Annotated in this window: 20 protein-coding genes and 1 tRNA gene; 16 read left to right on the top strand and 5 right to left on the bottom strand. The window is 36.2% G+C overall.

All coding sequences use genetic code 11. From position 1 onward, the window contains the following. The first annotated feature begins 5 nt into the window (after positions 1 to 5). Positions 6 to 4,211: a DUF6443 domain-containing protein gene (locus tag ABW637_RS01065; RefSeq protein ID WP_367582770.1), complete on the top strand. Its 4,206-nt coding sequence runs from the start codon at positions 6 to 8 to the stop codon at positions 4,209 to 4,211. Positions 4,212 to 4,936: 725 nt separating this feature from the next. Next, the gene (locus tag ABW637_RS01060; protein ID WP_367582769.1) at positions 4,937 to 5,518 is read left to right on the top strand and encodes a M23 family metallopeptidase; all 582 of its coding nucleotides are present in this window, start codon (positions 4,937 to 4,939) and stop codon (positions 5,516 to 5,518) included. A gap of 200 nt (positions 5,519 to 5,718) precedes the next feature. Here ABW637_RS01060 and ABW637_RS01055 read toward each other — a convergent pair whose 3' ends face one another. The 5 genes from ABW637_RS01055 to ABW637_RS01035 all read right to left on the bottom strand — a co-directional run bounded on the left by ABW637_RS01055 (position 5,719) and on the right by ABW637_RS01035 (position 10,575). Then, entirely contained in the window at positions 5,719 to 7,044 is a 1,326-nt protein-coding gene (locus tag ABW637_RS01055) for an HTTM domain-containing protein (RefSeq protein ID WP_367582768.1), read from the bottom strand. Beyond that, positions 7,041 to 7,973 carry a bifunctional riboflavin kinase/FAD synthetase gene (locus ABW637_RS01050; protein ID WP_367582767.1) on the bottom strand — a complete coding sequence of 311 codons (933 nt, stop codon included), beginning with the start codon at positions 7,971 to 7,973 and terminating at the stop codon, positions 7,041 to 7,043. The genes ABW637_RS01055 and ABW637_RS01050 overlap by 4 nt, the downstream gene beginning before the upstream one ends. A gap of 146 nt (positions 7,974 to 8,119) precedes the next feature. Continuing rightward, positions 8,120 to 8,752 (bottom strand): aminoacyl-tRNA hydrolase, encoded by a 633-nt coding sequence (gene pth, locus ABW637_RS01045; protein WP_367582766.1) that lies wholly within the window; start codon positions 8,750 to 8,752, stop codon positions 8,120 to 8,122. 222 nt (positions 8,753 to 8,974) lie between these two features. Further along, positions 8,975 to 9,610, bottom strand: a complete 636-nt coding sequence (locus ABW637_RS01040) for a 50S ribosomal protein L25/general stress protein Ctc (protein WP_367582765.1) — start codon at positions 9,608 to 9,610, stop codon at positions 8,975 to 8,977. A 23-nt stretch (positions 9,611 to 9,633) separates the two neighbouring features. Then, positions 9,634 to 10,575, bottom strand: a complete 942-nt coding sequence (locus ABW637_RS01035) for a ribose-phosphate pyrophosphokinase (protein WP_367582764.1) — start codon at positions 10,573 to 10,575, stop codon at positions 9,634 to 9,636. A 148-nt stretch (positions 10,576 to 10,723) separates the two neighbouring features. On the opposite strand from ABW637_RS01035, the gene ABW637_RS01030 reads away from it, so the two are divergent. The 14 genes from ABW637_RS01030 to ABW637_RS00965 all read left to right on the top strand — a co-directional run bounded on the left by ABW637_RS01030 (position 10,724) and on the right by ABW637_RS00965 (position 23,790). Then, a tRNA-Leu gene (locus tag ABW637_RS01030) sits at positions 10,724 to 10,805 on the top strand. A 402-nt stretch (positions 10,806 to 11,207) separates the two neighbouring features. Then, positions 11,208 to 11,846, top strand: coding sequence for a Pvc16 family protein (locus ABW637_RS01025; RefSeq protein ID WP_367582763.1), 639 nt, complete (start codon positions 11,208 to 11,210; stop codon positions 11,844 to 11,846). Positions 11,847 to 11,888: 42 nt separating this feature from the next. After that, on the top strand, positions 11,889 to 12,665 hold the full coding sequence (locus ABW637_RS01020) for a hypothetical protein (protein ID WP_367582762.1): 777 nt from the start codon (positions 11,889 to 11,891) through the stop codon (positions 12,663 to 12,665). A gap of 70 nt (positions 12,666 to 12,735) precedes the next feature. Beyond that, a complete protein-coding gene (locus tag ABW637_RS01015; RefSeq protein ID WP_367582761.1) occupies positions 12,736 to 14,367 on the top strand; it encodes a phage tail sheath family protein in 1,632 nt (543 codons plus the stop codon). Between the two features lie 42 nt (positions 14,368 to 14,409). Next, positions 14,410 to 14,883, top strand: a complete 474-nt coding sequence (locus tag ABW637_RS01010; RefSeq protein ID WP_367582760.1) for a phage tail protein — start codon at positions 14,410 to 14,412, stop codon at positions 14,881 to 14,883. 108 nt (positions 14,884 to 14,991) lie between these two features. Further along, positions 14,992 to 15,435 (top strand): phage tail protein, encoded by a 444-nt coding sequence (locus ABW637_RS01005; protein ID WP_367582759.1) that lies wholly within the window; start codon positions 14,992 to 14,994, stop codon positions 15,433 to 15,435. A 10-nt stretch (positions 15,436 to 15,445) separates the two neighbouring features. Then, positions 15,446 to 15,934 carry a phage tail protein gene (locus ABW637_RS01000; protein ID WP_367582758.1) on the top strand — a complete coding sequence of 163 codons (489 nt, stop codon included), beginning with the start codon at positions 15,446 to 15,448 and terminating at the stop codon, positions 15,932 to 15,934. Between the two features lie 2 nt (positions 15,935 to 15,936). Next, positions 15,937 to 16,098 carry a DUF5908 family protein gene (locus ABW637_RS00995; protein ID WP_367582757.1) on the top strand — a complete coding sequence of 54 codons (162 nt, stop codon included), beginning with the start codon at positions 15,937 to 15,939 and terminating at the stop codon, positions 16,096 to 16,098. Between the two features lie 2 nt (positions 16,099 to 16,100). Continuing rightward, complete coding sequence (locus tag ABW637_RS00990; protein WP_367582756.1) at positions 16,101 to 16,820, top strand: CIS tube protein; 720 nt, start codon at positions 16,101 to 16,103, stop codon at positions 16,818 to 16,820. 3 nt (positions 16,821 to 16,823) lie between these two features. After that, positions 16,824 to 18,506 (top strand): phage baseplate assembly protein V, encoded by a 1,683-nt coding sequence (locus tag ABW637_RS00985; RefSeq protein WP_367582755.1) that lies wholly within the window; start codon positions 16,824 to 16,826, stop codon positions 18,504 to 18,506. 8 nt (positions 18,507 to 18,514) lie between these two features. Beyond that, complete coding sequence (locus ABW637_RS00980) at positions 18,515 to 18,718, top strand: hypothetical protein (RefSeq protein WP_367582754.1); 204 nt, start codon at positions 18,515 to 18,517, stop codon at positions 18,716 to 18,718. Next, a complete protein-coding gene (locus tag ABW637_RS00975; RefSeq protein ID WP_367582753.1) occupies positions 18,711 to 19,127 on the top strand; it encodes a GPW/gp25 family protein in 417 nt (138 codons plus the stop codon). The genes ABW637_RS00980 and ABW637_RS00975 overlap by 8 nt, the downstream gene beginning before the upstream one ends. 18 nt (positions 19,128 to 19,145) lie before the next feature. Further along, entirely contained in the window at positions 19,146 to 19,568 is a 423-nt protein-coding gene (locus tag ABW637_RS00970; RefSeq protein ID WP_367582752.1) for a contractile injection system spike tip protein, read from the top strand. Positions 19,569 to 19,590: 22 nt separating this feature from the next. Next, positions 19,591 to 23,790: a baseplate J/gp47 family protein gene (locus tag ABW637_RS00965; protein ID WP_367582751.1), complete on the top strand. Its 4,200-nt coding sequence runs from the start codon at positions 19,591 to 19,593 to the stop codon at positions 23,788 to 23,790. Positions 23,791 to 23,855: the final 65 nt, after the last annotated feature.

The following is a 23,855-nucleotide window of genomic DNA, read 5'->3' as shown; positions in this document are numbered from 1 at the left end:
AAGACATGAAAAAACATATTTATATACTATCCATGGTTTTCTTTTGTGTAGTTTTTGTTCATGGGCAAACACAAACAGAAAATTATATAAGAACGACTACATTCCAAGAAGAAATTTCTGTTTTACCAGTTGATTATTCTGATTTTTCAATGAATACTGGCATTTCTGATTTTCTTCATACCAACGCCGGTGGAGGAGGTTTTGATGCGAGTATGGCCAGTAATGTCTTAAACATAAATTTTAATGGTGGATGGGGTACCGGAGTTTTAAAACTGGGAGTAGTAAAAACATTACCGCTATTCCCAGGATTTGATACTGATGTTGAGCTAGGAGAAATGCTTACAAATGATCAACCTTCAGGAATCAAAATGAAGATAAGAGGTAAGGATCTCATCTTGTATTCTAACTACTTTGTAAACGGAATTGCCACTCATAATACAAGGCAAATTCCAGGAAATCAGTCGTATCTTCAAAAGTTCATATCGCTAAGTTATGTGGGAGCATGTCCAGACGGAAACAGAATTGGAGAAGGGTATATTTTAATAAATGATGATACAATTACACTACATGTTGGTTTTAACCATAATAATAGTAGTAGAAGCGACTGCAAACCTTACCTGGGATTTATAAAAACTATAGAAGATGTTACTTTACCTGATATGGAATTAGGGACGCTTAGAAGCACAGAAGGTGAAGATACAGTATATAAAGCCAAAATCTGGAATAATATTTTGGTGTTCTACACAGATGAAACCATTCCTGCATATCCTACCAGTGGAGCATTTAGTAAGACCTTAGATTTTAATATCGAAGAACCTAAAAGTATTAAAGCCATTACGTATTTTGATGGTTTAGGAAGATCTAAGCAAACCATTGATATTAAAGCCGGGGGACAGAGCCAGGATATTGTTACACCTTCCGAATACGATAAACACGGTAGACAGATCAAAGAATATTTACCGTATGCAAAAAGTTCTCTTGGAGGTAATATTCATGCTAATGTTGTGACAGATCAACGGTCATTCTATAATACGCCAAAATATGAAAACACTACCAATCCATACAATCAACAAGACTTTGAAAAATCTCCTTTAGATAGGGTATTGATGCAAGCAGCTCCCGGTGAGGATTGGAAACTTGGTAATAACCATGAAATTGAATCCGAATATACTATTAATACTGTACCAGAGGTACGAAAATTTGATGTGCAATATGCTAATGGAAGTCAATTGCCTCAATTACTAGCAAATACAGGTAGTTATTACAATCCCGGCGAATTATATAAAACTATAACTCGAAATGAAAATCATGTGGGAACAGGTAAAAATAATACAACAGAAGAATTTAAAGACAAACTAGATAGAGTCATTTTAAAGCGCACCTATGCCGATGTCGACACCAATAATGATGGGGTTTTAGAAACCGAAGTACCCCATGATACTTACCATGTCTATGATGATTTTGGAAATTTAACTTTTGTAATTCCTCCGGGAGTACATATAGCCGATGGGATATCAAATGAAGAATTGAATGAGCTATGTTATCAATATAGATATGATGAGAGAAACCGTTTGATCGAAAAGAAAATCCCTGGTAAAGGTGATGCTAATACTTGGGAGTATATCGTTTATAACAAATTAGATCAACCAATTATGACCCAGGATCCCAATCAAAAAGCAAATAATCAATGGTTGTTTGCGGTTTACGATGCCTTTGGGAGAGTTGCATATACAGGTATCGACGAAAATAGCACATCAAACAGAGATGTGTTACAAACAGCGGCATATGCTGCAAGTAAGCAATTTGTTACTAAATTGGACGAAGGGCAATCGTATGCTGGTACAACAGTGTTTTATTCTAAAAATGCTTACCCTACAAGCTTTGACAAAGTGTTCACTATTAATTATTATGATAATTATAAGTTTGATATTGTAGGGTTAGAAGATCCGGGGATGGTATTTGGAACAGTGACAACTGATCGTACGCAATTGCTACCTACCGGAACCAAAGTAAGAGTGTTGGGAACTAATGATTGGATTACTACAGTTACCTATTATGATGATAAAAGTAGAGCAATATATGTGGCTACAAAAAATGAGTATTTGAATACTACTACTATTGTAGAAACCCAGTATGATTTTGTAGGCAATATTTTAAAGACCAGATCGAGGCATCAAAAGGGGAGTAATACCGAGATTGTAACGGTAGATACCTTTACTTATGACCATATGAATCGCTTGTTGGATCATAAACAATGTATTGGTGACAGCACTCTTTCTAATGATTGCGGAGCCGCTAATTCAGGAGTGACAGATAATATAGAATTATCAGAAAGTATTACCACAACTACAAATAAGATTGCGAGCCAAAGTATTACACTATTGCCAGGTTTCTATATAGCGGCCTCATCTAATGTTAGTTTTTCTGCTACGATACAAAATGTGCAAGGTGAATTGATAGCTGCTAATACTTACGATGAGTTAGGTCAATTAATTAGCAAAAAAGTTGGGAATAAAGAGAGTAGCCCTCTTCAAAAAGTAGACTATACTTATAATGTGCGAGGTTGGTTAAAAGGAATTAATGATGTCAATAATTTAGGTTCAGATCTTTTTGCTTTTGGAGTCAATTATAATGTGGTAACCGAAAGCTCAAGCCAGGCCAATGCTTTGTATAATGGTAACATAAGCGAAACAGTATGGAAAACAGCTAATGATAACACTAAGAGATCCTACAGTTATCAATACGATGCTTTAGACCGAATTACCAATGCCGTTAGTAATGATAACAAGTATGATTTGCATGAAGTACGGTATGACCAGATGGGTAATATTACCAAACTTGCAAGAAATGGTTGGCAAAATACAACAACATATACCGACATGGATGTGTTGAACTATGACTATAGACAAGGAAATAGACTAGTAAAAGTTACCGACACAGGAAATACTAATTATGGATTCAAAAATGGCACTAATACTAATGATGATTTTAGTTATGATGCCAATGGTAATTTGACATTGGATCAAAATAAAGGTATTACAGAGATTACATATAATCATTTAAACTTACCCAAAGTTGTTTCTGTAAACAGTACTGGGCAAAATGGAGATATTACTTATGTTTATGATGCTAATGGAATTAAAATAAAAAAGCTCGCAAAAGAAGGAAGTGTAGTCACTACCACCGATTACGATGGTAATTACATTTACGAAAATGAAGAAGTGCAATTCATAAACACTCCAGAAGGTTATCTTATGCCAGATGAATCTGGAAATTATCAATATGTGTATAGACAAACCGATATCTGGAGAAATTCACGAATTAGTTATACCGATTACGATCAAAATGGCGTAATCACGAACTCTGAAATTATAAGAGAACAGAACTATTATCCTTTTGGACTTGAGCATAAAGGCTATAATTCTTCTTCTTCAGAGGTAAAGAATAATTATAAAACGTATCAGGGACAAGAATTTACTGAGAATTTAAATATAGATGTTCATGAATGGAAATATCGTATCAGTGATCCTTCTACAGGTAGATTTTGGCAAATTGATCCTTTAGCAGAGGAATACACTTATAATAGTACCTATGCTTTTCAGGAAAATAAACTTGGAATAGGAATCGAATTAGAAGGATTAGAAGTTTCAGAGTTTGAGGATTTAAATCAAACAGGACAATTGCTATTAGGAACTGCTAATGAATTAATCAATAATAGTGCAAGCTTACAAGGAACTAATCAGGCTATTTTTACCTTTGGATTAGGTTTCGATAAAGGAGCTTTTTCATCTTCATTCGGGACTCCTGGGTTATTTGGGACTGAGGTAAATGCTTCTTTGGGAGAGTTGAATGCCGAGTTACAAGTAACATCTAGAGGAGAAGCCATATTGCAAGCCAACGGTTCTCTTTTAAATGCGGGAGGAAGTGCAGATCTATTCGGAGATAATATTAGCGGTAATTATACCGTGATAGATGGAAAAGTAAGCTATAATCTAAATACCAACATTAGCGATAGTAGTCTTGATGTTCTGGAAGGAAGTATTACTAATAATAATGATAATATATTAACTATTGGTGGAGCAGGAGCATATATTAAAACCAATCTTAACGAATTACAAAGAAGTTTTAATGATTTTGGAGTAGCCATAAAATCTTTTTTCAAAGCTGCTGCTGATAATTATTTTGGTGGAGAAAGAACTAACCCTTTTTAAATAATAATATGTATGGATTTACTCATTGTTTTAAAGTACGGTAAATCCTAATAAAGAAGAGAATTCAAGAAAATGGCCGCATATAATATGTGGCCGTTTTTGATTATGAATAACTATACTAAACTAAGTGCTACCGCTAGAGTGCCTCTAGTACCGTCAAAGATTGGCGAGTAAGTAGAGACATATGATAGAAGCCCTGTCTTGGGTATCCCCTAGGGGGGTGGGGGGGTTCTGAACCACCCCTAACCTGGTTCCGAACCGCTTCTTACCCATGCCAAAGTGCTTCGAAGGGGTTCTACACCCCTTCGAATAGGTTGCATAGGTACTTAGAACCGGTTATTTACCGTTTATAATGGGTTCTTCACCTTTTCGAATAGGTTAAATACCCATTCGAACCACTACAGCAACCTATTATAATAGATACAAGACACCTTTGAGAGGGTATTCTACCCCTTCGAACATGTAATGAACTACCCAGCCCTAAGTAGTAAACCTACTAAAGAGAGTAATGCACCGCCTCGAATCAATAGATAACTACCTGGAATAAGTAAACAACTACCTAAACATAAGCTACAAACCTGTTAAAAAGGATAATTAACCCTTTATAAGCTATAAAATATTTTAGTACCTCTTCTGCACATCTCAAGATGTGTAGTGCACAAGGTAGATTAGATACAAGATAATGTTGAGATAACCAATTTTTTCATTATTTGTATATTGAGGTGATGATCACCAGTACCACAAAACGTTTTTTAGTTGCTCTTTTTACATTAATAGCAAGTCTATATAGGGATAGGCAAACCAGAAAATTTGCGGGAATTCCTCTTTTGGTTATTGTTATTGGTTTTGTACTACCGCAAAAAATGATTGTACCAGTGCAAGGCGCCACTATTGCCGATTGGGATGATAATTCATTTTGGGCATATCCCTGGGGGACTTCGATTACCCATAAAGGAATTGATATCTTCAAACCCAAAGGTACCCCTGTGATTTCATCTACCTACGGCATTGTAGTATACACTTATGAAGGGGGTAAGGGAGGTAAAACTGTTATGGTATTAGGCCCAAAATGGCGATTTCATTATTATGCCCACCTGGATCAGATTGATGCTTTCCCGTTTCAGCCGGTACAACCTGGTACTATATTAGGTACGGTAGGTAATACGGGTAATGCCATAAACACACCATCTCACCTACATTATGCCATTACTACTCCGTTTCCTTATTGGTGGTTGCGTGATCCCGAAGCTATGCAAGGTAATCGCAAAATGTTTCATTTAGATCCAGATACATGGTTGCGGGATTAACTTAAACCAAAGACTAATTCTTAATACACTATTGGAGTTCCTTCTCATTAGGGGAGAAGGCTAGGATGAGGGGGTATTCATATCAAAAACCCTAACCTTAATCCTGTACCAGAGGGAGAGGAGACATAATGATGATGAATAGAAAATAACTCTCAGCTTAGATTAATTCATCGGTTTTAATTTAAAAGAGTTTCCTAGTGTTATTCTTCTTCAGGATATTGAATTATCCATGGATTGGTAGTGAAATAATTCCAGGGTACATTTGCAAGATCTACTTTAGGATCAATAAAGAGCTTACTTTTTTTACCGTTTATAGAAATATTGCTACGTACGTAGACCGCTATATCTTGTCCTTCGGCGGCATAGCGTTGTTTGAGGCGTTGTGCAAATTGCCACATAGCATCGGGTTTTGTAGACACCAGGCGTACTTGTTTTTTAGAGACATATTGCTGTTTGTTGATGTAGCTTCGCTTTGCTTTAGGGTCATTTTTATCGACCACATAAAAATTTGTATTTCCCGATCGACCTCTAAGCATCATGCGCCAGCTCAGCCGATGACCCTCTTCGGTCCACAATACATCACCTGGGATTAACCAGTGACGTAGAGGTAATGCAATTTGAATCACAAACCAAATAATGGATAAGGTGATCAGTACTTTTTTGTATGAAGGAACTTGTATTTCGTTAGCAGCATAGAACTCTTTCTTTCTCATAAAAATGTGATGTATTCTTTCTTTTGAAAAGAAAAACACGGTAAATGCTAATGACATATATGGGAATATCCCAATCTGAAATATGATAGAGTTAAACAAATGAAAAAAGATACTAATACAAAAAGCTACCAACCGTGTCCTTTTCCATAACAAAAGCGGAACAATTAATAAGTCAAATAATATCCCAAAATAGGTAACGCTCACGTGAGCCCAATGTCCTTGTATAATATCACCAATAATTGGGTAATAAGCACGACCTGCCATTAGGTTTTTGGCTACCGTATAATCTAACCAATCCGGGTAGAATTTTGCAACAGATGCATAGGTATAAACAATCCAGAGTTGCGCGATGATGACTAAAACAACCCATCGCGGCATTGATATTTGTTTTAATGCGGGATTTCGTTTTACGTCTAAAGAAAAGTAATTACCAGCGGGCAGTATACTCATTAGGATACAAAGTAATAGCAAGAGGTAGTAATGGTTGTTATAGGATGCTTTTTGCATAAAATAGACTCCGGCCCACATTACGGTATAGGCAATCATACTCCAACGGTACTTAAAACCAATCATTACTAGAAGTCCAAAAACTCCCATGATGGCAAAATAGAAATACATACCATTGCCGGGTAAAGGTTGCAAGAAATCAAAACCTATAAAATTAAAAGTAAATTCGGGATCTACGAGTGTTCTTTTAACCCACCCTGTAAATATGGCACCAATGGCTTCGGCGGCAATAAGAAAACCAAAAAAAACTCTAAAGATAATAAGAGCACTATTATCGATTTGAGTAAATAACCAGCGATTGATCATACAAGTGAGTTTATATAATCACGAGAAAAATCTTCATCTTGTTGCATGGCTTCTTGCAGGTCTTCAAGAGAATTAAATTTTTTCTCATCTCTAATACGTTTTAGCATCTGGATCTGGATTTTCTTGTCATATAAATTAAACCTGGTATCAAAAAAATGTGTTTCTATAGTTTGGTGAGTTCCATTAACTGTTGGGTTGGTGCCAATATTCATCATCCCAAAATAGGTTCTTCCATCAATATTTGATTGTACAATATATACTCCATTTTTAGGGACCAACTTATACGATTCTTCGATATGTAAATTAGCAGTAGGATAGTTAAGTTTACGACCGAGTTCTTTTCCTTTTACCACTTTGCCAGTAAGCATAAAATTATATCCCAGATATGTGTTGGCCTTAACGATATTGCCATCTAATAGGGCTTCGCGTATTTTTGTTGAGCTTATGGCGACGTCATCAATATCCTGTTTGGAGATTTCTTCTACTGTAAAATCATTTTGGATACCGTATGAAGCAAGGTCAGTAATGTTAGAATTACGATTTCTACCAAATCGGTGGTCGTACCCTATAATTACGTGTCTCACATTTAGGTAACCAATAAGCATTTGCTGCACGTACTCTCCTGCGGTGAGACGAGAGAAATCTTTGGTAAACGGGTGAATAACAAGACTATCTAGACCAGTTTTTTTAAGGATCTGGGTACGCTCATCAATGGTATTAATAAGCTTTATGTTTGAATCTTGTTGAAGAACCATTCTAGGATGCGGAAAGAAGGTGAGGACTACAGATTCTATGTTCATTCTTCTTGCGCTTTCTACTAAGCGTTCGATTATTTTTTTATGCCCAATATGTACTCCATCAAAAGTACCTATGGTGACCACAGATGGTGTTTGATTATCGTATGTTTTGGCATCAGTATAGCATTTCATCTGCATTACTTTTTTTGTTTTTCAATAGTCAGATGTAATTTGCTAATGAACATTGTGGTTAACATTGGTTTTAATTATTATGGATCATTTCAAAAATCGAAATGCAAAGCAATTGTAAAAATAAAAAATTGTTCTGACACATTTCTTTATTTTCCGTTAAAGGTATTCATCGTATTGGCAAGTCCTGCAGTGGCAAAAGATTTGATTAGAGTAATTGCTTTCTCTAATCGTTCTGGCATAGCAGATTCTTCGTCCTCGCCCCATTCTCCTAACACATAATCTACTTGTCGACCTTTACCAAACTCTGCACCAACCCCAAATCTAAATCTACAATATTTAGAGGTGTTGAGTTGTGCTTCTATGTCCTTAAGCCCATTATGGCCGCCTGCACTTCCTTTGGCTTTTAGGCGAATGGTTCCGAAGGGTAGATTAATATCATCGGTAACTACCAAAAGATTTTCTAGTGGTATTTTTTCTTTTTCTAACCAGTACCGTACAGCTTTCCCACTTAGATTCATGTAGGTGCTTGGTTTTAAAAGAATAATGGTTCTTCCTTTGAATTTATAGGTGGTAAGGTCGCCTAATTTCATAGTTTCAAAAGTAAGGTCTTCTGCTTTAGCCAGAGCATCTAGTACCTTGAACCCTATATTGTGACGAGTATTGTGATACTTAGGCCCAATATTACCCAGGCCAGCAACAAGAAATTTTTTCATAAGATCTTCTTGGGTTTCTTCTTTCTCTTCTGTTTTTGAAAATAATTTCCTGAAGATAGAAAACATATAATTTTGTTTTTTGCGTGAGGGATAGTAGCGGCATCCTTTTTATCGTCACTTCGAGTACCGTGCTTTTTTGCACGGTGTATCGAGAAGCGATGATGAAAAGATACAGCGTATAGCCCGACCGAAGTAAAACGGAGGACACGCCCATAAATTTAATCAAAAATAAAAAAAGCACTTTGATTAAAACTCAAAGTGCTTTTATAATATTCTCTAGTCAAGAAACTATGCTTCTGCAGCAGGAGCTTCTGCAGCTGGAGCTTCTCCTCCTTCTGCAGCTGTTTCTTCTTCATCTTCATCGTCTTCCTCAACAGCAGTACGAGAAGTTTTAACCATACAAATTACAGTGTTATCCGGGTGTAGGATCGTGAAATCGTCACTTGCTACACTAGTAACCAATAATTTGTTTCCTATTTTAAGTTTTGTAATATCTCCTTCGATTAAATCTGGTAATTTAGAAGCAAAACCTTTTACTTTGATTCGTCTTAAGTTATAACGTAATACACCACCATTAAGAACTCCTCTTGCGTTTCCTACTGCTCTAAAAGGAAGTTCTACAGTGATTGGTTTATCGTCAAAAATTTCAACAAAATCGATGTGTAAAATTCTATCTGTTACAGGGTGAAATTGAATATCCTGTAGGATAGCATTCACCTTTGTACCATTATCCAACGCGATTACCACGGTATGAACGTCTGGAGTGTACACTAAGTTTTTGAAAGCAATTTCTGGTGCTGCAAAGTGTACAATAGTGTCTCCACCGTAAATTACACAAGGTACCTGTCCAGCATTACGTAAGGCTTTTGTTGCTTTCTTGCCTACGCTTTCTCTTTGAGATGCATTGATTGTTAATGATTTCATTTTAAAATTTATTAATTATTAATTTACATTATAAATTTAGAGCTAATAGACTCATTGTTATGAACTCGGTTCATCACATCTGCAAATAAATCTGCACAGCTTACTACTCTAATTTTATTACTTTCTTGTCGTAACGGAATAGAATCAGTTACGATCAATTCTTCTAATTTTGAATTCTCAATTCTTTCATAAGCAGTACCCGAAAGGATTGGATGTGTACAGATCGCTCTAACACTTAATGCTCCTCTTTCCATCATCAGGTCGGCAGCTTTTGTTAATGTCCCGGCTGTATCTACCATGTCATCCACTAATACTACATTCTTACCAGTAACATTACCAATTAACTCCATGTGAGAAATAACATTTGCTTTGGCACGTTGCTTATAACATATTACTACATCACTTTTTAATGCTTTAGAATAGGCATACGCTCTTTTAGAACCACCCATATCTGGTGAAGCAATAGTGAGATCACTTAAATTTAGCGATTGTAAGTAGGGCAAAAATATAGTAGATGCAAATAAATGGTCTACTGGTTTCTCAAAGAATCCCTGGATCTGATCTGCATGTAGATCCATGGTGATGATTCTTGTTGCTCCTGCAGTTTCTAGCATTTTAGCAATTAATTTTGCCGCTATAGGTACTCTTGGCTTGTCTTTTCTGTCTTGCCGTGCCCAACCATAATAAGGTAACACTGCTGTAATATGCCTTGCAGATGCTCTTTTTGCGGCATCTAGCATTAGTAACATTTCCATTAAGTGATCAGAACTTGGGTGTGTAGAACCAATGATAAATACCCTTGATCCTCTCACAGATTCTTCAAAAGAAGGTTGAAACTCACCATCACTATAGGTTGATGTGATCACTTTACCTAATTTAGCGCCATAGGCAGCTACTATTTTTTCTGCAAGTTCTGTACTTTGATTGCACGCAAAAAACTTTGCTTCTGTAACTCCGGTAGGCATAGGATAAAATGTTGTTTTGTAATGAGTTAAAACTTATTTTCTGAAAACAAGGTGCAAATTTATAAATTTATTTCAACTCTTGCTCTTATTTTATTACTTATTTAATGGTGAAAAACGATTATTTTGCTAATTTTGCCATCCGATTGAAGCTCAAGTGGCGGAATTGGTAGACGCGCTGGATTCAAAATCCAGTGACTTCGGTCGTGTGGGTTCGATTCCCACCTTGAGTACAGGTAAAACCTCAATTCCCTTATTTAGTGGATTGAGGTTTTTTTATTTAATTTCCTTGCGGTCGTAAGCCAGATTAGATACTACATAGTGTTTGTATTTATAAATAAAACACAAAACCTTCAAAGTAATCAAATATCCAAACTCAGTTTAGGCCGATTTTCAATGTATAAATAGCAGTATCGCATTCCTTTACTTTTAGGCCGAACAGCTATTTAGTATCACTACTCATAAACACAACAACTTCTACGAATAAATCATCGATGTCGTAAATGGTATAGTACGTCGGATTTGTACTACTGTCTTGTCGGAAATCTTAACAGATTTGCCGGACTTGTTCTAGCCCTAACATAGCATTGCCCGTTACCTTTGATACAACAAAATTAATAAACCTAGAGTATATTATGGTTGATGTTGTATTAAGCGTTTTGAAAGATAAACTCAATGAATATTTTAAAAATGTAGTTGGTACTACAGAGTCTAATTTAATAGAGTTTATTAGTACCACTAGTAATGACCCCGTTTCCTTTACGAATGATAAAATCACACCATTTTTAATTAATATTTCTGAGGATAGAAAATTCAGAAATGCTGATCAATTTTCGGGTATTGTAAGAAACGGAATCAGAACGCAAACCAATCCCGAAATAAGAATAGAGCTTTTGATTCTTTTTGTGTCCAAGTTTAGTAAATATGATCAGGCACTTAAATTTTTATCCCACGTAATCAAGTTTTTTCAGGTCAATAGGATTTTTAATCCGCTTAACTCCCCACAATTGTCTGATGAACGTATAGAAAAACTAGTTGTAGAATTAATTTCCCTCCCCTTGGAAGAACAGAATCAAGTATGGCATTCTTTAAATACTTCTTACTTGCCATCAGTACTGTATAGGGTGCGATTGCTATCCTTTATCGATGAGCAAAGTGTAGAGTTTGTTGGAACTCCCCTGCAAGAGATCAATCTGGCAGTTGGAGAAAAATATCCTCTTCCAGAAATCACGGATCCTGAGGAGGAGGAAAATAATGTAATTAACCAAGCATAAGACATAAGAAATAGCTGATAAAGCTGAGATAAAAACAAGATCATGAAGTATCAAGAATTCTTTTCTATTACGATAGAACACTCCTATTTTTCAGGAGGAGCAGCCGATTTGGTACTCACTCCGGTATTAGAAACAGAGGAGCTTTTAAAAAAACGAGGATTGCTTCTTAAAAAAACGACCAGAGGAATACGTTGCCTTGTTGGAATTGATGAAGAAAACAAGGGTTTTTCCGAAAAGATCCAGAATGATGTATTTGCTTTTTATGTTTTTCCTACTTCGGATACGGTTCGGGAATTCACGGATATGTCTGAAGCAAAAGAAGGTGAAATGATGTTTTTTACCAATGAAAAATTACGTAAAAATCAACTTGAGTTAGTTGCTAGCGAAATTGAACAGGAAGGAGCTTATCAGAGATTTCCTGCTCTAGCAAAAGTAGAAATTAAAGGAAGTGAAATGAATTCAGAGGACGATGGTACGTTATTTACATACCAGATTCAGTTTACTGCTACGGCTATAAAATGGAAGTATTATTTTATTTCTAATTCTGAAGATCCAATTATAACATTAGAATCTAGAGACGAGCAAATCAGTTTTAATGCAATGATCATTGACGAAAATAGCACAGATCAGATTGTAACTTCTATACGATTAAATTTCCCCAATACCCAAATAAAGGCTTTTGAGTCTAAAGATTTGGTTCCCCATAGTAATAGACCTATAAAAAATATCAAACTGATCAAAAATGGTGATGTACTTATTAACCATTTACCTAATCCCAAAAAAGAACAAAACGGGGTTCAAATAATTAAAATTAAGTAAGAAAAGCATACCGAAAGAATTACATCGATTTTCGGGAGTGCTAATTATAAATATTTAAAACTTTAAACAAATGTCTAGATTTTTAACACCAGATGTGTATACGGAGGAAGTACCTCTATTACCACAGTCTGTAGCAGAAGTTTCCACAGCAGTACCTGCTTTTATTGGATATACTGAGAAAACCGAAAAAAACGGTGAAAGTATCAAAAACGCGGCCTATAGAATATCCACATTGTTGGAATTCAAAGAGGCTTTTGGAGGTGCTCAGCCCGCATCTTTTAAGGTCAATGTAAATGAAGAAGTTATAGAAAATGTTGAGGTCACAGCTCCACAGCATACATTATATCATGCAATAGATTTATATTTTAAAAATGGAGGAGGAGATTGTTATGTAATATCTGTAGGAAGTTATCAAGATGATTATAACAAAGAATCTTTTTTAGAAGGCTTAGATGTATTGAGTAAAGAAGATGAACCTACCTTAATTATGTTGGGTGAAGCCACTCAATTAGATCCGGTTGATTATCATGAGGTATGTCAAACTGCTCTAAGTCAGTGCCAGGAATTAAAAGACAGGTTTTGCATTTTTGATATCCAAAAAGGGGATGAAGGAGTTGCATCTTTTAGAAATGGAATTGGAACTAATCATCTAAAATATGGAGCGGCATATACACCGTATTTGCAAACGTCACTTACGTACAAATATCAAGAAGAGAGTGTTATCATTTCTGGTTCTTCAGGACAAGAAACCATTGAGTTAAAGGTTGAAGAAGCTATCAAAATAATATACAATGGATCTGCGCAGGATGAACCAAAAGCTACGATTAACAAAGGATCAGCTGGGACACCTTCTTTTAATAATACTGGAACCACTTTAACGATTACTAATGTAGGAGAGGGTATATCAGCCAACGAGGTGGTAGATGCCTGGAATGCATTCGATGATAAAGGTGATTTTGACATTATTGTATTAGATGGAACAGCCACTGTAGAGTCCTTTACAGGAAGTCGTAATCTGACAACAACTGGTGGAGATGGAGCGTCTTTAAGATTATCTGATATTAAAGGGTCTCAATCCGAATTATACAATAGAGTAGTAAGCGAAGTATCAAAACAACGGATCATCTTACCTCCTAGTGCGGCAGTAGCAGGTGCCTATGCAACTACGGATAGAGAAAGAGGCGTATGGAAAGCACCAGCAAATGTTAGTCTAAATGCAGTAATAGGACCCGTAAAGAAAATAACGTCCAAAGATCAGGAACGATTGAATGTAGATTCCGATAATGGTAAATCCATCAATGCCATACGCGGTTTTGTAGGTAAAGGAACCTTGGTATGGGGAGCTCGTACGCTGGACGGCAATGATAACGAATGGCGATATGTACCGGTTAGAAGATTGTTCAACATGATAGAGGAATCTACCAAAAAAGCATCTCAGTTTGCTGTTTTCGAATCCAATGATGCGGTAACTTGGTTAAAAGTAAAAGCAATGATCGAAAGTTTCCTATACGGAATCTGGCAGCAAGGTGGTCTGGCAGGAGCTACAGAAGAGCAAGCTTATTTTGTAAATATCGGATTAGGCAAAACCATGACACAAGAAGATATTCTCAATGGAAGAATGATCGCAGAAATAGGACTTGCCGCAGTACGTCCTGCTGAGTTTATCATTTTAAAATTCTCCCACAAACTACAGGAGGCCTAATCTATAGAGAAGAGATATATAATCATATAAAAAATAAGAAAAATGGCGTTAACAAAAGCACAAATAAAAACAGATTATCCATTACCTATTTATAATTATAGGGTAGATATTAATGGAGAGTCAATTAGTTTCTCTGAGGTATCAGGGCTAGAATTATCTTTCGAAACACATACCTATAAAGAAAGCTTTGCCACAGGAGGTAAAGTAGGACCTAATATTATGTATATGCCAGGGCAAATACAGCCAGTAAATATTTCTATGAAAAAGGGATTGGTAAAAGGAAAAAGTATTCCTATTTTTTATGATTGGATCAATGATATTCAGCTTAATCAAGTAGATAAAAGAGATATTGTAGTACATCTATTAGACGAAACTGGTAGTACAGTGGTAAGCTGGAAGGTCATCGATGCTTTTCCTACCAAACTTACAGCACCTTCTTTCGACGCTAATTCTAACGATGTCGCTATAGAATCTATGGATCTAATGGCATCTAGAGTCACAATGGAAGAAGCATAGTCGCTAAAGTAATTCGTAGCAAAATAGTAAAACAAGTAGTATTCTAATTTCATACTAGACCAACTCAGAAAGGTGTAGAGTTGATGTATATCTAAAAGATAGCAAATTGTGGCAGTTGACAAACAAAGAATTATAGAAAAGTATCCCCTACCTGTTTATAATTATCAGGTAACAATCAATGGGATTGAAATCATGTCTTTTGCAGAGATTTCAGGATTAGAAATTGATCATGAGCACGTATTGTACAGACACGGTTTTAGCTGGGCTGTAGGGGATCATTTGATTCGAGGTCAACGAAAACCGATTAATATCACGCTAAAAAGAGGGATCGTCAAGCGTCGCAGTGATCTGTATGACTGGATCAAGTCTGGAGAAAAAAAAGATATCAGAATAGAACTATGTGATGAAACTGGGATGGGCATCGTAATTTGGGAGGTTTCCCGAGCATTACCTTTCAAATTAGATGCACCATCATTCAGTGCAAGTGCGAGTGAAATCGCCTTCGAAAGCCTGAATTTGATCGCACATGATTTAAGAATAAAACACACTTAAGAATTCGTATATGTTAGATGTTTTAAAAGCAATCAATTTCGCAGACAGAGAACCCACATTATCCCACAGATTTGGAGTATTTTTTTTGACAGGTGGGATAGTTCCCAATCCTATTGATCTTAGGTTTCAAAAGGTCAGTGGTATCAGCACAGATGTACAGTTAGAAACTCTAAATGAAGGAGGAGAAAATTTGCATGCACATCGGATGCCAAAAATGATGAGTTACAATAATTTGGTATTAGAAAGAGGCTATGTAGCGAGTGCAATCCCTTCTCCGTTAAACTTAGAATTCAATGCTTCATTTTCGCTATTTAAGTTTAACCCTTCTGACGTATTAGTCACATTATTTAATGAAGAAGGAATCCCGATCGGAGGATGGTTATTTGTAAAAGCCTATCCTGTAAAATGGTCTGTGTCGGATCTGGATGCGCAATCCAATTCGGTAGCTATTGATACTATGGAGTTGGCCTATACGCGATTTCAAATTTTAAGAATATAAAAATGGCTGTTGAGATCAAAGAAATTGTGATTAGAGCTGTCGTATCAGATACGCAGCAATCCGAAATTGCTTCCAAGGAGGATTCTGGAATGGAGCAAAACATTTTGGTACAGGAATGTGTACATCAGGTATTAAAGATATTAAAAAAGAAAAATCTTAGATAGATATGTCGGTATTAGATAGCTTAAATCCATTTAAACTCCAAAAACTCAAGATTACTTCTTATGATAAGAAGGAAAGAAAAGATTCAGGTAAGGAGTTCGAGGTGATGTTTAACCCAGAATCTGTACGACGAAGTTTTACGAATAAGTATACTAAACAGCCAAGTAATCCTCAAAACGAGGATACAGTTAAGTTTACCAATAGTGCACGATCTACGGTAAGAATGAAGTTGATTTTTGATGGAACCAATGTACATCAATACGGAGCAGAAACAGCATTTAGAGTATTATCAGGTTCTCAAACCAATGTAACAGAGCGGATCGATGGTTTTTTAACAAACATTGTAAAAATTAAAGGTAAAATCCATGAGCCTCCTTTTCTGAAACTTAGTTGGGGACAAACACTTGATTTTAATTGTAGGCTCAATGATTTGGATATTAATTACACCATGTTTGCTAGAAGCGGTGATCCATTGCGAGCAGAGTTAAATGTTTCCTTTATAGAAGATGATGCGCTTGATGAACAATTAGCAAAATTAGATTTACAATCTCCTGATTTAACACATTATCGAATAGTAAAAGCAGGTGATCAATTACCATTAATGTGTCAGGATATATATGGATCACCTATGCATTATCCATTAGTAGCGCGTGTTAATAAGCTTAAGAGTTTTAGGAATCTTACACCAGGACAAGAAATTTATTTTCCTCCAATTGAAAAATAAAATATGACATCAACAGTAGTAACAAATACCATCAAAAGCAATGGCAAAACCCTTCAGTTGGGAACGTATCAATTGATGTCTTTAGATACCAATAAAGAGTTCAATAAAATACCAATGGCCGAGCTCAAACTATATGATGGTTGCATAGCGAAACAAAAGTTCGAAACACTGGATGGAGATGCTTTTTTACCGGGATCCCTGATAGAAATCTTTATGCGATATGAAGGGAAAAACACCACTGAAGAAAAGATTTTTGAAGGTATTGTCATTAATCAAGAAATAGAAAGATCTCATTATCAATCAGAGCTAACCATAGAGCTTTGTGATCCTTGTATTAAAATGACCAGCTTACGAAAAAGCAAAGTGTATAAAAATCTTACCGATAATGAGATCATAAAAGATCTTGTTGGAAAATACAAAGATTTAAAAGTAAAAGAAAATAATGACACCACACTTGTGCATTCGCAGATGGTACAATATTATGTATCGGATTGGGATTTTATGATATCAAGAGCAGAAGCTAATGGGCAGTTGGTAGCAATTGACAATGGAGAACTATCTGTTCAAACACCCAATATCAAAAATCCGGATCTTACCTTAACCTTTGGTATCGATTTAGCACATTTTGATTTAAAATTGAGTAGTCAGGGGCAATATGAGAAGATTCATACTTTTGGTTTAGACACCAAGAAAAAACAATTAGCATTAAGTCTTCCTAAAAAAGCCGAAGAACAAACGTTAGGAAGTATAGGGTATGATGTACCGAGGCTATCGAATGTAGTGGGGGCTAAAGAAGCACAATTAATTCATCCGGTACCCACAGATCCTTTGGAACTTCAATCCTGGTCCGATGCACAGCTTATAAAATCCAGACTTTCTGCGGTACAAGGAACCATTAGAATTGATGGAAATGGGAAGCTCAAGGTAGGACAGACGATAAAAATTGAAAATGTAAGTCGATTTAACGGAAATCATATCATCACAGGTGTTCGTAATACATTCGTTATAGGTTCGGGATGGTATACTCATCTACAAATTGGTATGGATGCAAACTGGTTTAGCGCTCAATCGGATATTATAGATACGCAAGCTGCCGGATTGCTTCCAGGTGTAAATGGTTTGCAGGTTGGTACTGTTTTAGGTCATATCGAAGATGCAGATCATGGCTTCAGGCTTCAGGTACATATACCGGCATTTCATCAAGAAGGAAAACCGACAGAGGTATTGGCGATGTTTACTTCGTTGGATGCAGGAGCAGATCACGGAATCTTTTTCCCGCCAGAAAAAGGAGATCGGGTGGTCGTAGGTTTTTTGAATGACGATCCCAGGCAAGCCATTGTATTGGGTGCAATGCATAGTAATAAAGTGCCTAATACAGTAAAGAAAAAAAACACGTATAAAGGGATTTTTACCAAGTCTAATTTTCAACTTCTGTTTGATGAAGAAAAAGAGACAGTAACCTTATCTACAGAAGACGCAGACCACGCAAATGAACAGACCATTTGTATCAATCAGAAAGAAAAGAAGATTAATCTAGAAGATGCTCACGGAAATATAATAGAGCTAGGCAAAGATGGTATCAAGCTGATGAGTGCTAAAGATTTTATGATAGATGCTAAGGGAGATCTCATTATTAATGCTAAAGGGAAAATTAAAGTCAAAGGGAAAAAAGTGGATTTAATATAAGCATACATATGGATAAAAATAATATACAACTGGAATTAACAGTGTCAGAAGCTAATGTAATACTAGCGGGACTAGGTGAACAACCCTATATCAAAGTAGCAGGGTTAATCAAAAAAATACAACAACAAGGAGCTTCGCAATTAAAATCGTACCAGTCTAATAATCTGGTTGCGCACAACGAAACATCCGAAATACTCTCAGAAGATGGATAATAAATTTTTAGGAAGTGGCTGGGCGTTCCCTCCTTCTTTTTCAGGAGGTGGTGCAGATGTTGGATTTACAGCAGGAGAAGAGGATATCAAGCAAAGTCTTCAGATTTTGTTATCTACTTCTTTAAATGAGCGGATGATGCATCCGGACTTTGGATGCGACCTTACGCAGTTTTTGTTCGAAGAATTAGATCAGCGATTTGCTAGTGAGTTGAGTAATATGGTATCCAGGGCTTTACTATTGTATGAACCAAGAATCCTAGTAGAAACAGTTACGATAACAGATATAGATCTAGAGAAAGGGATTGTGCATATATCGATCAATTATATAGTTAGAAGCACCAATAATCGCTTTAATCTGGTATATCCCTTCTATGTTAATGAAGCTGCTACTGTGGCATTTGATCTTTAAAAAGAAATTACAAAAAAAATGGATGCAATAATTATAGATGGTGATCAGGTCAATTTCCTTCCGGTATTTGGGAGTGCCTTGGTAAGTGTACAACCCGGAAAAATGATAGCTTCTGGAAAGACAACCATTAAAGGAAAAAAGGTTTGTGTAGCAGGTGATGAATCCAAAGTAGAGGTGACCAATTGTTCCTATGTGGCCCCTCCTTTTGTGATTCCGGGAACAGGAACCTTAACCATTAAAAAGTTAGCACCTGATCAGTTAACACAAAAAAATAAAAGTGGTAATAAAAGCATCGTGATCAAGGGAAACATGTTTATTGCAGAATTCAAAGTTACAGCTCAGGCAAAACAGCCACCTCCCACTAATGCACCGGATCCCGTACCTATGTATCCGGGACAAGGACAATTAATACCAGCAAATACAAAAATAATGGCCACTTAAACCTAGTAAAGTAGTAGAAACAATGACTCACATTCAAAATTCAGATAATATACTTCTTAGAGATGGAACCAGTCAGCAAGATCGCAATACAGATGCGATTCGTCCTGATTATGTAGCGATAGAAGATCGTAGTATTGAAGAACTGATTACCGAAGCACAACGTATAGCCAAAGAGCTTCAGTTTTTTGATACACAAAACAGGCCTACTACTACTTGGGAGTCTTTTTTAATTGACGATCCGCAAACATTTAACCAAAATTCTCCGGAAGGAAGAAGGATTCAGCAAAAACGGTGGGCTGATCTATTAGCTGCATATGTAGAAAATCCTGAACGTTTTTATAATGATTCAGAAAAGAAAGCCAAACTATCCAAACCTCACGTATCACTATTTATGACTTTCTTAAAGTTATTAAATCACGTGAAATCCAAAATGAATGGACTTACAGAAAGACATCTTGATTTTTATTTTAGAGAACGTCTTGGATTGAGTACAAAAGAGGCGGTGCCGGATGTGGTCAATGTATTATTAGAGTTAGAAGAGAATACCGAATACCTAGAAGTAAACAAGGGAACTGTATTAGAGGCCGGAGAAGACGCTTCGGGTAATCAATTGCAGTACATTACTAATGAAGATACAGTAATTAGCAAGGCTCAAATCACACAACTTAAAAATGTTTTTGTAACAAAGGAGTTTCTTACCATCCAAAATACACATCAAGAACGTGGTAAAACCAAGGATGCGGCCTTTATCGATATGATAGAAATGGCCTTGGGACACCCGAATCCTGGAGATGCCCTTCCGGACTTTCCAGGGAATCAGATTGGGGATATTTTTGAGCTGAATGAAGCAGTAAAAAAAGAGGATGCAGCTGCGATTTCCTATGTAACACAAGAGCTATTTTTAAAAAGAAATGATTTTGATCTTATTTTTCTAAAACATCAAGAAGAAAAAGAGGGTATTCCTACAGATTGGCAGTCTGTGTATGAGGACTTGGAAAAGGCTCATGAGAAAAAAATCATACATCAAAGACAACAAAACCTTAGAGAATTACACGCTGTTGAAGGATTTGATGTAATGATGAGAAAAGTATATGGAAATCCAAATCCCGGAGATGTATTGCCCTTATATAATGGAGAAAAAGCTTTGTTAGAGCAGGTATTCGAAGATATACAGACTGCAGACGAAAAAGCAGAAAAAGCGTTAGAATATGTAATAGTAGACCTGCAATTAACGGAACTTGATTTTATACATATCATGCAAACTCAAGCGAATCCTAAGGCTTCTGAAGAAGATAAGGATAAAGTATATCGTATTCTAGAATTCGCTGAGCGCCAGATACGATCGATCTCTATTTTTCCACCTAGCATAGAAAAGTTATCAGATATTTATGCAACAGCGGATGCCAAAGAATTTGTTTTTAGTAAATATGATGAAGAAGAAGAAAGTAAGCGATTTAAGACGTTTGGTAATAGACAATCTTCCATATCCGATCATTCCCTAAAACCATCTGAGGTTGGTTTTGCTATAAGTTCTCCCACCTTACTACTCCAAGATGGTAAACGTACTATTGAGATACTACTAGATCTGGGACAAGAAGATACAACTATAGAAAGCTTACAGTCGATTTTTGATAAAAACGATCCCTTTCAGACCTACCTTAGTAGTAATGAACAGTGGTTTACACCCAATAAAGTAACCTATTCTTTAGGGGATTATGTAGGAGTAACTTCAGAAATTCCTTTAGATATTATAGTAAATGACACTACAATTACTAGTATCGATAATCAAAGCTTTGATATCACAGATGTTGGTAAATACATTGTAGATACCACCCAAAAAATATATAAAATCATAGGGATTAAGGATACTTCGATACTAGAGGTTCAAGAAGTAGGATTGATTGATGAGAATGTCGAGAAAGCACAAAAATATGCACCGGATCAGGTATATCTAAATGCCTTAAAAATAGCAATACAACTTCAGGATAATGATCCGCCAGTCACACCTTTTGGATCAAGATCTTCTTCTTTTGTAGCATCAGAGCATCCAACACTGGTATGTACACTACATCATTTTTTAGAAGAAGAAAAAGGAGAAGAACGCTATCGAAGTAATTATCAACATTTAATAAACCTTGGATTACAAAAAGCACATATTCGGGTAGATGTGCAAGGAATGCAACAAAGTATCTTACAAAACGATCAAAATACTATTGACACCAAAAAACCTTTTGAGCCCTTTGGGTTCCAGCCCGAAATAGGAAGCAGTTTCTATATTGCAAATGAAGAAATAGCTCAGAAAAGAATAAAAGACTTATATCTGGAGATGGAATGGGTACAACAACCTAAATCCCTTACAGAATATTATAAGAATTACTGGTTAATACAGGCTAATCATACAGAAGAAGAACTTGCTGCACTTAGCGAAGAAGAGCTTTCTGAACTCATAGAACAACGACTTGCAACAAATGCTGCCATCATTGAAGATGATGGTGATTTTAAAGCGGATGTATTTTTTCATGATCGCAATGCAGAAGTCTTACTATCTACTATGATAGAAAACCCTGAAGGAGATAAAGTATCAGAAGGTTTCTCATTGTTTACAAAAGAAGGCACTATTTCGATTGCGAATGTACCTTTTAGAATGCAAGAAACAAGTCCGGATTATAAATACAAAGAGCGTTTAGACATCGAGATGGATGAAGAGGAGGTAGTATCCTGGGATCGATATTTTAGAATAGAACTAACACCCGTAAACTTTCAGCATACGGCATATAATACCTTATTTACAAAGCAAGCATTATCCGGAAAAGAAGAAATAAAAAACCTACGAATTAATTTGCCATATCAACCTAAGCTAAAAAAACTAGGGGTTTCGTATACCGCATGTGCGAATATAACAGCAGATGTACAGCCTGAAAAAAGTACAAATAAGATCTTTCATATACATCCATTTGGATATGATCTTTTGACACCGGGAATCGAGACAAGCCTGATCCCAGTATATAATGACGAAGGTTCGTTGTACTTAGGGATCGATCAATTAAAAACGCCACAGATACTATCTGTTTTATTTCAGATGGCAGAAGGGAGTGCCGATCCGGATATTCAAAAACCCGAATTGCAATGGAATTATATTAGGGATAATGAGTGGGTGCCTCTAACACCTTCGGGGATCTTAGAAGATACAACTAATGGATTGGTAAATACAGGCATTGTAAAAATAAAAATACCAGCAGATGTAACTACTGGTGGCACCTTAATGCCTAACGATTTACATTGGATTAAAATATGTGCTTTTAAAGATATAAATGGTATATCGGATACTATTGATATTAGAAGTCAGGTAGTAAGTGCTACACTTTCTAGTGTAGAAGTAGATCCTACACATTTCGAAAATCCATTACCCATCGATACCATTACAGAAGTGCTCAATCCGATTCAGGAGGTCGCCAAGATTACACAACCCTTTACCTCTAGCAAAGGAAAACCAGCCGAAAAAGGGAATGGGCTATACAAACGTGTTAGCGAAAGGCTACGACATAAAAACAGGACGCTTACAATGTGGGATTACGAACATGTAATATTGAATCAGTTTCCTCAGATATATAAGACTAAGTGTCTTCCGGCAAAAGATAGAACAGGAGGAGTAGATGTGATTGTAGTACCCGATATTAAAGGAAAGTTACCTTTTGATCCGTTTGCACCAAAGGTAGCAGCAGATACCCTATTTCAGATTGAAAAATATGCACAAATGCATGCACCTACCTATGCGGATATATCGGTAACCAATCCTTTTTATTTGCAAGTATCTACCGAGTGCATTGTAAAATTTCATGAAGGATATAATGAAGGTTTTTATAAAAATAAGCTCATAGAAGAAATCAAGCGTTTTATGTCTCCATGGGCATATGGTGAGGATAGAGATATACAGATCGGAGGATCACTTCATGCCAGTGTAATTATCAATTTTATTGCAGAAAGACCGTATATCGATTATGTAGCTAATCTTAAATTGTTTCAGAGTGAGGATGGAGAGACCTTTAACGATGTACGAAGCCTAAATGACGGAAAAACTATTGTTATCCCCTCCAAACCTAATATGATCATGGTTGCTGCGCAAATACACGAGGTATACGTAGTGAATGAAGGTGGATTTGAAGAAGACAGCTTCGAGGGAATTAACTATATGGAAATCAATAAAGATTTTATAGTTCGATAAAATTATTAAGTAGGTAAAAATAGAAAATGCTCGTCTTAGTCTGAGTTGTCACACTAAGCTTGTCG

This window comes from Aquimarina penaris, from assembly GCF_040786285.1.
Taxonomy (GTDB): Bacteria; Bacteroidota; Bacteroidia; order Flavobacteriales; family Flavobacteriaceae; genus Aquimarina.
This window is presented reverse-complemented; position numbering and strand designations above follow the sequence as displayed.